Origin of the sequence: Aquimarina megaterium XH134 (assembly GCF_000520975.1) — a bacterium.
GTDB classification, from domain to species: Bacteria; Bacteroidota; Bacteroidia; order Flavobacteriales; family Flavobacteriaceae; genus Aquimarina; species Aquimarina megaterium.
Genome location: NZ_JACB01000004.1, coordinates 188,110 through 200,193, shown reverse-complemented (window position 1 = coordinate 200,193; position 12,084 = coordinate 188,110). Strand labels below are relative to the sequence as shown.

General features: G+C 32.6%; 9 protein-coding genes. 3 read left to right on the top strand and 6 right to left on the bottom strand.

Features of this window, described 5'->3' with window-relative positions:
• Positions 1-19 precede the first annotated feature (19 nt).
• Positions 20-1,558, bottom strand: coding sequence for a YifB family Mg chelatase-like AAA ATPase (locus Z053_RS0105920; RefSeq protein WP_025664121.1), 1,539 nt, complete (start codon positions 1,556-1,558; stop codon positions 20-22).
• Between the two features lie 231 nt (positions 1,559-1,789).
• Positions 1,790-3,124: an aspartate kinase gene (locus Z053_RS0105915; protein ID WP_025664120.1), complete on the bottom strand. Its 1,335-nt coding sequence runs from the start codon at positions 3,122-3,124 to the stop codon at positions 1,790-1,792.
• Positions 3,125-3,237: 113 nt separating this feature from the next.
• Here Z053_RS0105915 and Z053_RS0105910 point away from each other — a divergent pair, with 113 nt between their 5' ends.
• Positions 3,238-3,891, top strand: a complete 654-nt coding sequence (locus Z053_RS0105910) for a hypothetical protein (protein ID WP_025664119.1) — start codon at positions 3,238-3,240, stop codon at positions 3,889-3,891.
• Between the two features lie 52 nt (positions 3,892-3,943).
• On the opposite strand, the gene Z053_RS0105905 is transcribed toward Z053_RS0105910, so the two are convergent.
• The 4 genes from Z053_RS0105905 to Z053_RS0105890 form a co-directional block, all read right to left on the bottom strand.
• Entirely contained in the window at positions 3,944-6,013 is a 2,070-nt protein-coding gene (locus Z053_RS0105905) for a M13 family metallopeptidase (RefSeq protein WP_081748218.1), read from the bottom strand.
• Between the two features lie 164 nt (positions 6,014-6,177).
• A complete protein-coding gene (locus Z053_RS0105900) occupies positions 6,178-6,633 on the bottom strand; it encodes an RES family NAD+ phosphorylase (protein WP_025664117.1) in 456 nt (151 codons plus the stop codon).
• The gene (gene parS, locus Z053_RS0105895; RefSeq protein WP_025664116.1) at positions 6,633-7,085 is read right to left on the bottom strand and encodes a type II RES/Xre toxin-antitoxin system antitoxin; all 453 of its coding nucleotides are present in this window, start codon (positions 7,083-7,085) and stop codon (positions 6,633-6,635) included. The genes Z053_RS0105900 and parS overlap by 1 nt, the downstream gene beginning before the upstream one ends.
• 46 nt (positions 7,086-7,131) lie before the next feature.
• Positions 7,132-9,438 carry a hypothetical protein gene (locus tag Z053_RS0105890; RefSeq protein ID WP_025664115.1) on the bottom strand — a complete coding sequence of 769 codons (2,307 nt, stop codon included), beginning with the start codon at positions 9,436-9,438 and terminating at the stop codon, positions 7,132-7,134.
• Positions 9,439-9,797: 359 nt separating this feature from the next.
• Between Z053_RS0105890 and Z053_RS0105885 the strand changes: the two genes are divergently transcribed.
• Together Z053_RS0105885 and Z053_RS0105880 are read left to right on the top strand one after the other, a co-directional pair.
• The gene (locus Z053_RS0105885; protein ID WP_152538268.1) at positions 9,798-10,331 is read left to right on the top strand and encodes a hypothetical protein; all 534 of its coding nucleotides are present in this window, start codon (positions 9,798-9,800) and stop codon (positions 10,329-10,331) included.
• 423 nt (positions 10,332-10,754) lie between these two features.
• On the top strand, positions 10,755-11,951 hold the full coding sequence (locus Z053_RS0105880) for an ATP-binding protein (protein WP_407637465.1): 1,197 nt from the start codon (positions 10,755-10,757) through the stop codon (positions 11,949-11,951).
• Positions 11,952-12,084 lie beyond the last annotated feature (133 nt).

The window sequence follows — 12,084 nt, the reverse complement described above, 5'->3', positions numbered from 1 at the left end:
TTCTTATTGCTTTCTATGATTATCCTAGCCATCCATCACGATCCAAGCTTCTATATTGTATAGCTTCAGAAATATGATCTCCCAAAATTGATTCTGATTTTTCGAGATCTGCAATAGTTCGGGATACTTTTAGAATACGATCGTATGCTCTGGCAGAAAGGTTTAATCGTTCCATTGCAGTTTTTAGTAGTTCTTTAGAAGCACTGTCTAAGGCACAGTATGCTCTGATTTGCTTTACTCCCATCTGTGCGTTGTAATGAATATTTTGCAATTCTGCGAATCTTTGGGTTTGTATATTTCGCGCTTCAATTACTCGTTTTCTTATTTCAACACTAGACTCTCCTCGTCTTTCTTCGCTAAGTTTATCAAAAGGTACTGGTGTAACTTCTATATGAATATCTATTCTATCTAATAACGGACCCGAAATTTTACTAAGGTAGCGTTGCATCTCTGCTGGAGAAGAGGTTACAGGTGCATTCGGATCATTAAAATACCCTCCCGGACTAGGATTCATACTTGCAACCAACATAAAACTTGAAGGATAGGTTACCGTAAATTTTGCTCTCGAAATGGTTACTTCTCTATCTTCGAGAGGTTGGCGCATTACTTCTAGTACTTCTCTTTTAAATTCTGGTAATTCATCTAAAAACAATACTCCATTATGAGATAGTGAGATTTCTCCGGGTTGAGGATAACTTCCACCACCTACTAGTGCTACATTTGATATGGTATGATGCGGACTACGAAACGGTCGTTGTGCCATCAATCCTACATTATCTTTAATACGCCCTACTACACTATGTATCTTGGTTGTTTCTAGGGCTTCTTGTAATGACATAGGTGGTAAAATGCTAGGTAACCTTTTACTTAGCATCGTTTTACCACTTCCCGGCGGGCCTACCAATATAATATTATGTCCTCCCGCTGCAGCGATCTCCATACATCGTTTTATACTTTCCTGCCCTTTTACATCTGCAAAGTCAAACTCAGGATTATCCAGTGCCATATAAAATTCTTCTCTGGTATCTACAATAGTTTGTTCAAGCTCTCCTTTCTCATCAAAATAGTCAATTACTTCTCTGATATTTTCTACTCCGTATACTTCTAAATGATCAACGATCGCTGCTTCTTTAGCATTTTGTTTTGGAAGTATAAATCCTTTAAACCCTTCTTCGCGTGCTTTGATAGCAATAGGTAGTGCTCCTTTAATAGGTTGTAAACTCCCATCCAGAGATAGTTCTCCCATAATCAAATATTCTGAAATTGCACCTCCCTTAATTTGCGAACTTGCTGCAAGAATTCCTAAAGCCAGGGTAAGATCATATGCAGACCCTTCTTTTCTTAAGTCTGCAGGAGCCATATTAATGGTTATTTTCTTTCCTGGTAATTTGTACCCATTGTTTTGTAAAGCAGCAGCTATACGATAACTACTTTCTCGTATCGCATTGTCTGGTAACCCTACAAGGTGATACCCTATTCCTTTATCGATATTCACCTCGACCGTAATGGATGTTGCCTCAACTCCAAAAACAGCACTTCCAAAAACTTTTGTAAGCATGTGTTATGTTTTACATACATGCAAACATACGTACGATGAGTTTTAAAAAATGAAACTGGGATTTTGTATTCGAAATACTTTAGATACGTATTTTACGATCTACCTTGCTTAGATATTAAAAGATAAGAATTGAAAAGTAGGGCCCTCGCCTTATAAAGATATATTACGTATGATATAATATCCCAAGCTTATGCCCTACTTATTTTATGTATAAAATTACATAACAAACAATCATACAACTGCTTCTACGGTTGCTTGAAACAGCTTTTTATTTAAAAACTTTAATGTTGGTATTTTGTCTTTGGTGTCTACCAAAATAGATATATTGTTATTGCTTCCTCCATAAGATACCATACGTACCGGTATGAAATTTAATATTTCGAAAAGCCTATATGAATTCTTATCATTGATAACAGATTCTCCTACAATACATATGATACTATGATCTTTCTCTACAGTTATTTCTGCGTAGGTTTCTATTTCTTTTACGATTTCATCCAGATTGCTTGTATTATCAATTGTTAACGATATCGCAATCTCTGAAGTGGTAATCATATCAATTGAAGTGTGGTAGTTATCAAAAACTTCAAAAATTCTTCTTAAATACCCATGAGCCATCAACATTCGATTCGACTTGATCTTAATCGCTGTAATTCCATCTTTTGCAGAAATTGCTTTCAACCCTTTTCGATATGTTTTATTAGAAATTACTGTTCCCGGTGCTTCTGGATCAAATGTATTTTTGAGAAGTACTGGTATATCTTTACCTACAACCGGAGAAACGGTTTGAGGGTGAAGTATTTTGGCACCAAAATATGCTAATTCTGCTGCTTCATTATACGTAAGATGTGAGATCGGGTGTGTTTCTTCAACATATCTTGGGTCATTATTATGCAACCCATCGATATCGGTCCATATCTGTACCTCTGAAGCATTTAATGCAGCTCCAATAATTGTAGCAGTATAATCACTACCTCCTCTTTTTAAATGACTAATTTGCTCTACCTCGTTTCTACATACAAACCCTTGAGTTATATATAAAGATGTGTGGGTATTACTTTCTATTACTTTATTCAATTTTTCACCAACCTTGCTAATGTTTGGATTTTCAACAGAACTCACATACATAAACTCTTTTGCATCTAGTAAAACATTAGATATACCCTCGGCATTTAAGAATCCAGAAAATATATATGTCAAAAGCGCTTCTCCAAAGGTAATAAGCTTAGAATTGACAACTTCTGAATACTCTTGACTAGAGATCTCAAACATTTCTGTGATCATTGCAGACAAACCGTCTTTAAGCACATTTCTTGTTTCCTGATTCTCGATTAATTCATCAATAACATCACTGTGTTTACTTTCTAATCGATGTAAATTTCTTGTAATGGCATCAACATCATTAAATTTCACATTTTCTACCAGTCGAATTAACTGATCTGTAACACCCGACATTGCAGAACAAACTACAATTTTATTTTCTTGATCAGAGATCAAAATTTCCTTTACCTTATTAAGGTTTTCAACAGATCCTACAGAAGTTCCTCCAAACTTTAAAATTTTCATCAATCTTGCTTTTTCATTTGTTTTTAACACTGCATAGTTAATTAATAACTCACAAATAATAAATATTTTAAAAGAAAAAGCATAAATTTGCACAGAATGTTAAATATGTAACAATGAAAACAATTACAGATTGTGTACACAATATTTTAAGGCATCAGCCTTTTCTAGAGGACGCACTATCAAGGGACATTATTAATTTCAGTTCGTTGGCTGTCGATCTATTACCTAAAGTAGAAAAAATCATGAAAAAGCCTGTTAAACCAGGTTCTATTGTGATGGCATTAAGGCGTTACCATCCAAAAAAAATAAAACACATCGATAATTTAAGGAATCTTGGTGATATTATGGTACGATCAGGGATAACCGAGTATACATTTTTAAACTCTAATAGTATTTTAACCAGCCAGAGTAATCTTTTGGAAAGTGTAAAAAACGAAACAAAAGCTTATTTTACATACTCTAGTAATTTTCAAGAAAGTAATATATTAGTGTCTTCGTCACTTAAATCTACTGTTGAGAAACATTTTAAAAATGAAGTATGCATCTCTGTTGCAGATGACTTATCTTCTATTTCTATAGCGTTACCCGAAGACAATTCTAAAGTAATTGGTTTGTATTTTTATATTTTTAAGCTATTGGCTTATGAAGGCATTCCTGTTTTTGAAGTTATTTCTACTTCAAACTACTTCACCTTATTTTTAGAAAAAGAATATGTTAATAAGGCATTTTTATTAATGAATGAAGTTAAAGAAGATCAATCTATATAAACAAAAAAACCCTGCTATAGAGCAGGGTTTTAATACATTACATATTATATTTTTACCAAATATGTACTCGTTTTTCTGGTGCCAAATACATTTTGTCACCTTCTTTTATATCAAAAGCTTCATAAAAGGCTTTAACATTTAATAAAGGTTGGATAGCACGTGTTGTACCAGGTGAATGCGGATCTGTCTTAATTTGAGTTCTTAAAGCATCTTCACGAATCTTTGTTCTCCATACGGTAGCCCAAGACATAAAGAAACGCTGTTCTGCAGTAAATCCATCAATATCTTCTGGTCTTCCATTTTCTGCAAAATACATCTGTAATCCATCATAAGCTCCTAACACACCTCCTAAATCTCCTATATTCTCTCCTAGTGTAAATTTACCATTTACAAATACACTATCTAACACTTCAATAGCACTATATTGTTCTGCTAAAGCATCTCCTCTTTCAGTAAAAGCTTTAAGATCATCTTCTGTCCACCAGTTTTTAAGATTTCCTTCTGCATCAAAACGAGCTCCAGAATCATCAAAAGCATGTGATATTTCATGACCAATAACGGCTCCGATACCTCCGTAATTAACTGCTTCGTCTGCTGTATAATTATAGAATGGTGGCTGAAGTATAGCTGCCGGAAATACAATTTCATTAAGTAAAGGATTGAAATATGCATTTACGGTTTGAGGAGACATTCCCCACTCTGCTTTATCTACCGGCTTTCCTATTTCATCGATTGACTTTTCGAATTGCCATTTTGATACTGCCATTGCATTATCAAAATTAGAATTCCCTTCTTTTACATCAAGTGTAGAATAATCTTCCCATTTATTTGGATATCCAATTTTAACAGTAAACTTATCTAATTTCTCTATAGCTTTAGCTTTTGTGCTATCACTCATCCATTCTAATACTTCGATTCTTTTTTGATAAGCTTTGATTACATTCGCAATCATTTTCTCTGCCTTAGCTTTTGCTTCAGGTGGAAATTTAGCATCAACATACAATTGCCCAATAGCTTCTCCTACAGAACCATTTACTGCACCTAATGCACGTTCATCAAGTGGTCTTTGTTTTTTTGCACCTCTAAGTGTTTTGCTATAAAAATCCCAGTTTGCTTTTTCTATTTCTGTAGAAAGAGATCCAGTTGCACTATTTAAAGTAGACCAACGCATTACGGTTTTAAGATCTTCAATATCTGTTCCTGTTAACACTCCTTGTAAAGCTTTCATATATTTTGGTTGCAACACCATAACCGTATCCAGTTGTTGTTTAACACCAAGATCTTTCAATAATTTATTCCAATCTACTGCTGGAGTCATTTCTGAAAGTTGAGCCATACTTCTTGGATTATTAAAGTTACGAGCATCACGACTTTGAACTTTATCTAATCTAGGTTCGGCTAATTTGGTTTCGATATCTAAAATCTTTTCTGCTGCTTTATGTGCCTGATCTTCGGTATCCCCAATAAACTGAAGCATTCTTGTAATATGATCCACATATTGTCCTCTAATTTCTTTAGACTTTTCATCCTGATCCAAATAGTAATCACGATCTGGTAATCCTAAACCACCAGTAGTTACATATGGAGCATTTATATCACTATTATTTAAATCTGGAAAAGAAGTAAACCCTAAAAACGGTGCAGAAGCAGCTGTTTCTGTTGCTAATACAGATTGTAAGTCCTGGATATTCTTTATTGCAGCTATTTTATCTAGTGTTGGCTGTAATGGAGTTATACCAGCTTTATTTCTTGCTATTGTATCCATTATAGATTCGAAGATAACCAGAGCCTTATGCTGATCAGTTCCTGCGGCATATTTACCACTGGATTTTGCTTCTTCCATAATCTTAAGCACATCATCATCTGTTTTCTTTCTTAAAACCCCAAAGCCTCCCCATCGTGTTCTGTCTTCAGGAATTTTAGTGTTTTTCATCCAACTTCCATTAACATAGCTATAGAAATCATCTTTAGGACTTATACTAGTGTCCATGTTTTCCAGAACTATGCCGGGAATCTTTTCTACTTCAGCTACTACTTCGCTATCGCTATCGCTTTTTTTTGTTTCGTTTTTACAACTCACAAAAGCAAAAATAAATGCAGCCAAAAAGTAAACATTTTTCATTTTTATACTCATTCTGTTATTAAATTAAGATTAGTTATTAGTAAGTATGACGTTTGAACCGAAAATTCGTTACGCACATTAAGCTGGTAATTTATACAAAATGAAATATGTTGATGAATTTTGGATAGAGTTTTAACGAAAAAATAAGATTTACCCAAAGGATTTTATTTTAATAACCGGGTATCAAAACAAAATGGTTCGACATCAAGAAGTTTTACTTTATCAAATTTAGGATGCATTGGATTGACTAGAAGGTTTTTTTCTTTCGGAATTATAATACTAGGAACTTTAAGCCCTAGGTATTGTTCTTCTGCGATCCACGGCATCACAAAATTTTGAATCTCGATAGGTACAGGAATTTGATTCCAATTATCTGGTATCTTTTCTATGTCTATTGTGGTAATTAATGCATCGGGAACTTCTATCGTAGCAATCGACATATCATCTGGAAAATATGCAGCTGGCAAATGAGCCAGTACTTCGAGAGCAGAAAGTGCTGCTGTAGTACTAGTATACAAAACGGCGACTCCTTTAGGATTCCATCTTCCTCCTACTGTTTTTGCTCCAATTCCGGTAAGGTCTTTTATATATTTTTGTTTAGCTATTCGATATACTCGCATTAGGCAAAAATTCCATGTTCTATTCTAACTAATTCTTCATTAAGTAACTGAAAACCAAACGTAGTATCTAATAACTCTTTTGGTTTTTTCATGGCTAATGCCACACTTGGATGTCCCATCCAATCTTTAAAACGAGAAAGATCTCCAAAAATATTTTCTCCTTTTGCATAAAGCTTAGCCAACTGTAATACTCTAGCACTAGCTTCTGTTCCTAATTTTTTATTTAAATCATAACGCTGGATAGTGCGTTCAGACATATGAAGTATATGTGCCAGCTCTTTAAGATCGAAACCAATAGTCTTAGCAAGATGTAGCAATGCTTTTTTATCTATCCCATTTCTTGATAACTCGATAAAATCATACATATTACGTAAAGGGATGTCTATATTTAGGTATCGTAATAAACCTTTATTTTCAAAACTATCAAAATCTAATGGAGATACTGCGCTCATAGCTATATATTTTACGACAAAAATACGAAAAAAAATGACAACTGTCCTAGTTTACTGTTAAAATTGCGTCTAATTGTGGTTTTACCTCATTCAATCGTGCTTCCATAGACCTAACCGCAACAGTTGACAGGTATCGGCCTAGTGGTAAAACTGGTTTAATCATAAGAACTTCTTCTTCCTTATTTTCTGGTTCTGAGAAAGAAAGCGGTATCATGGTTGGCTGTAATTTTATGATATACTTACTCCCTAGTTTTTTGATAATTTCCTGAGTATGCCCATATCTAACATTCTGCAATGTTGTTAAAGGAGCTTTATATTGTGTTTGTGTTTTTATGATTTTACGCTCCTCACTATTAGCAATAATAATATGCTTGATATTGATCTTATCCTGTAATTCTGGAAAAGAATCCCGTAATACATTCCTAAAAACTTCTTCAACACCCTTGGATACAATACCACCTACATTATCATAATATCCTGCATCTGCATATTGATCAGAATATTGTTTATCTGAAGCAGAAGTTTTTTTTACTTCTCCTACTGGGGTTATATAAGGAAACCCAGCATTTATACGCATTGCAGTCGATAGTCTGATAGAGCTATCGGGATAACTTTTTTGTAAATTTTCTATAAAATCTCTCATCCCCGTAAGTGGTCTTAGATGTGCGTATTTAACCGGGCTTATTACATTATAGTTTCCTGTCTGTGTATGTGTAGTATTAATAAGTAGAAGTGGTGCGGTTCTCTTCTCTTCTTTATTGGTACTATTGTTATAAAAAGATAAAAACTCTTTCTGTAGGATATCTTTATCTGACTCTTTAGAAAAGTATTTCTTGTATGTATGACTCCATTGTTCTTCTAACAACTTCCCTCTATTTTTAAAACGAAACAAACTCGTCGTTTCTTTAAATAGGTCTCTACCTAAAAGTGAAAGTAATGAAACCGATAAATAGTTTTCTTTATACACTGCGCTTGCTTTATATTTTAAAGCTGGGTATCCATCAGTCGACTTAGTTTTAAAACTAGCCTTTTTGTTATTATACATTGCAAGTTGCGCTTCTGCAAAAAACATAGCATTACCTACACTTCCTCCCGATGCTCCTGTTAAGGACAATAAATTTTCCTCAAAATAACTTCCATTAGACTTCTCATATAAATAACTATGTACTAAAAAAGACCAAAGTCCAGCTCTGGATCCTCCTCCTTCTGATGAAACTAAAAGAGCAGGAAACTTCCCTTCTCTCTTTTCTATGATATCAATTCTATCTTTTATCCATTGATATAGATATTGCTCCATAGCGGGTCTCTTTACTTCAGAAGGTTTTATAGTAAGTTGGTAATGATCTGAACTTTCTGAAAAAAGTCTGGAAGAAAATAAACATAAAACAACAATTATAGAAAACAAAGGTAGTTTTAGCTTTTTACCCAAAAGAATTAACACAAAACTTATCATGAATAAGCTTAATAATGATAATGTTAAAATTGATAAAGGATTTATTCTACTAGCCCATTCGGGAACAAAATTAAGTGCAAGAAAAGAAAACAATAACATAAAACCCGAAAAGAGAACAATCCCATAAAAGAGTTTTTGGGGAAATTCTTTTAAAAATCGATAGCTGTTAAACGATAATGTAAAGAAAAACAAAGCCAGTGCGCAATTAGACAGAAAAAGATTTCCTAAATCTTTTTCTGTCTGAGTATTTAAAGTACCCAGAGATATAATAAAAACGATCAACCCTACAGATAATAGAACGATAAAAGCATTGGTCTTGGGAATCTTATTAATAAATTCCTGGATATGACCATATATAGTAGGTTCTGATAATAGAAGAAGAAAAAAGATACAGTAGATAAGTGTATCTGTTGGTTCTAAAAAATTAGTATAGATATTATCAAGTTCAAAAAGCTCCATTGCATTAAGAATACTTAAAGCAGAAATAATTAATAGCAAAAGTGCTAATATTCTAGGCAGTACTTTTCTCATATGTACCCTAACCAAATAATGGTATCTCACCGATTTATTTCTCTCCTGAAATTTATAATGTTGATTAGGAACAAAACCAATTAGGTTAGAAAACGAAATATCTTTATAATTATAATAGTAGAAATACTTTGGTATATTCCAGATTAAAAATGCCGAAACCATAAGTAAGAAAAAATACAAAGGTACTTCAAACAAAAAGGCATCTGCTTGATTAAGAATTAACAATAAATCTATAGTTTGAGGAAAATGCCATAAAGCAAAATATAAAGCTAAAATAAGGAAGAGGCTAATTAGGTTATTAGATAACTCACTTAACAGTATTTTAAACCATATACTAAATTGTTGAAAAAACAACAACAGTTTTACCATTTCTGAAATAATTTAGATTTTAAGAATAAGAATATAAATCTAATGAATAAAACGAATACTCATATCTAAAAGTATTTTAATTTATTATTCATTAAAAATCAAACAAATATGGTGGTTGCTTTTAAAAATTGTTAAAAAAAACCAAAAAAATGATTTCATTAAACTACCCGTAATTAAAGGGGCATACGTGATTTCTACATCTTAATCACAAATAAAAATCAATATTAAACTCAAAAAATTTACGTTTTTCGCATAAAATGTTGTATATTGTCGTTGATTTTGTGTTTTACAACGATAAAAAATCATTTAAAGTAAGTTATTACTTACAAAATTGAAGTTCAACCCCAAAACCAAACTTTATGAAAAAATTTCTACCCTTATTAGCCTTGTTATTAACAAGCATGACATTTGCAAATACTAAAATTGACATTTCTTATAAGTTAATGTCGGTAACAGAAAACACCGTAGTTGATGGTTTGGACGAAAATTCTGAAGAAGGTGTTATTTTCATTACAGAAAGCTTACATCTTGAAGCTGGAGTACGTATCAAAGTAAGAAACGCTTGTCTAATAATTCTAGGTGATTTAACAGGTAATGGAATCATTGATATTGATGATTCAGCTACCGTAACCTTAGAAGGAGAAGAGCAAGGAAGAATTACTTTTATCAATAAATTTTTGGCAGATGACACCTGTCAGCAAACTACAGATCAAAAAACTTTTAAACATATAAAAGAAGTTCCTCAAGGACTTAAATATAGTCTATACAACATGTCTGGAAGATTATTAGACAAAGGAGAAGTAGATGATTATATTCAAAATTATATAGACCCAAAGACCTATTTAATTAAAATAGATGGATACAAATTAAAAAAGATAATTTTCAAAATGTGATTTAATCATTAAAAGTAAGGTTTAAAATCCACGGCAATCCCCTGTCGTGGATTTTTTTAAAAATACTCTAATCCCCCGCTATATAAACCTATAAAACATTGCTTAATATTTCAAAAAAAAACTATATTTAGCAATTATTCTCCCTAAGCTTCCCCTAATACAGCCAGTTTTTTAAATTATAAAGAACGTAAGCGCTCAACCAAAATAATTATTATGGCACGAATATCATGGTTCAAATCTGAAGCTGCTAGATATACTTTTTATGGGATATCTTTTGGGTTTGCATTTCCTGTTCTAGCCACAAGTATTGATATTGCCAGGTTTGATCTCGAATTCTCATGGCAATCTATCGCTTATGTACAAAGAAATTTTCCTATTCATTATATTATAGATACTGCCCCTCTATTTCTAGGTCTATTTGCTATGTTTGGAGGTAGAAATCTAGATAAATTAAAAGAAAAAAATCAACAAATCTTAAAAGCCTCAAAATTTAAACAAGAATTTCTTGCCAATATGAGTCATGAAATCAGAACTCCTATGGTTGGAGTTATAGGTATGATTGATTTGCTTTTTAATACTACAGAACTTAATGATCTTCAGAAAGAATATGTTACCACAATTCACCAATCTTCTCATAATTTATTAGAAATTTTAAATCAAATTTTGGATCTATCAAAAATGGAAGAAGGGAAATTTAATTTATCTCCTACTCCCATTAATTTTAAAAAGTTAATCCACCAAAATGTAGATCTCTTTTTGGCTACTGCAACAGCTAAAGAAATTAATTTAATTCCTAAATATTCTGAAGAATTATCCGAAAATATAATGGCCGATGGTAATCGTTTAACTCAGGTTATTTCTAACCTTATTGGTAATGCCATAAAATTTACTAATGGTGGAGAGATACATATACAGGTTTCTGCAGTAGCTCAAAAAAACGATTATTTAACCATCAAAGTAGAAGTGATCGACTCTGGTATTGGTATTGGCAAAAAAGATCAGGAAGCACTTTTTAGTCGTTTCAGTCAATTTAATGAAACATCAATTCTCTCAGGACAAGGAAGTGGACTAGGGCTTTCTATATGTAAAAAACTAGTGGATCTAATGCAAGGTAAACTTGGTGTAAAAAGTGAACTCGGAAAAGGCAGTAATTTTTGGTTTACTTTTAAAACAAATATCATCGATACATCAATACCTATAAAAGAAAGCAAGGTACCTACCCATGTAAAAAAACATAAATATGACCTACATGTGCTGTTAGTAGAAGATTCAGAAACCAATATACTGGTATCTAAACAAATTCTAAAATATCTTGGTTGTACAGCAGATATAGCAAAAAATGGAAGGCAGGCAGTCGACATGTTCAAAGAAGATACCTATGATCTTATTTTAATGGATATCAATCTACCCGAACTTGATGGTGTTCAAACTTGTAATCTAATTCGTAAAAATTACAAAAAAGTTCCTCCTATAATTGCATTAACTTCTAATGCGTTACCCGGTGATGCAGAGCGTTTTATTGCCAAAGGTCTGGATGATTACATTACTAAGCCCTTTACTACAGAAATTTTGAATATTAAACTCAAAAACTGGTTCGGAGATCATTATAGGTATCATTAATCGTATTTGAAGTAATCCGAAATTTAACAAAAGCTACTGTTTTAACGTATTGACATCAAATTTCTTCGGTAAAATTTCTTACCTTGTAATGTAGGATTAAGCTCTTTAAAAAAGAAATTACAACCAAAAAAAC

What these genes read in the sequence shown, in the direction of transcription:
- Z053_RS0105920 (WP_025664121.1), bottom strand. Translation starts at nt 1,558, where the DNA reads ATGCTTACAAAAGTTTTTGGAAGTGCTGTTTTTGGAGTTGAGGCAACA.
- Z053_RS0105915 (WP_025664120.1), bottom strand. Translation starts at nt 3,124, where the DNA reads ATGAAAATTTTAAAGTTTGGAGGAACTTCTGTAGGATCTGTTGAAAAC.
- Z053_RS0105910 (WP_025664119.1), top strand. Translation starts at nt 3,238, where the DNA reads ATGAAAACAATTACAGATTGTGTACACAATATTTTAAGGCATCAGCCT.
- Z053_RS0105905 (WP_081748218.1), bottom strand. Translation starts at nt 6,013, where the DNA reads ATGAAAAATGTTTACTTTTTGGCTGCATTTATTTTTGCTTTTGTGAGT.
- Z053_RS0105900 (WP_025664117.1), bottom strand. Translation starts at nt 6,633, where the DNA reads ATGCGAGTATATCGAATAGCTAAACAAAAATATATAAAAGACCTTACC.
- parS (WP_025664116.1), bottom strand. Translation starts at nt 7,085, where the DNA reads ATGAGCGCAGTATCTCCATTAGATTTTGATAGTTTTGAAAATAAAGGT.
- Z053_RS0105890 (WP_025664115.1), bottom strand. Translation starts at nt 9,438, where the DNA reads ATGGTAAAACTGTTGTTGTTTTTTCAACAATTTAGTATATGGTTTAAA.
- Z053_RS0105885 (WP_152538268.1), top strand. Translation starts at nt 9,798, where the DNA reads ATGAAAAAATTTCTACCCTTATTAGCCTTGTTATTAACAAGCATGACA.
- Z053_RS0105880 (WP_407637465.1), top strand. Translation starts at nt 10,755, where the DNA reads ATGTTTGGAGGTAGAAATCTAGATAAATTAAAAGAAAAAAATCAACAA.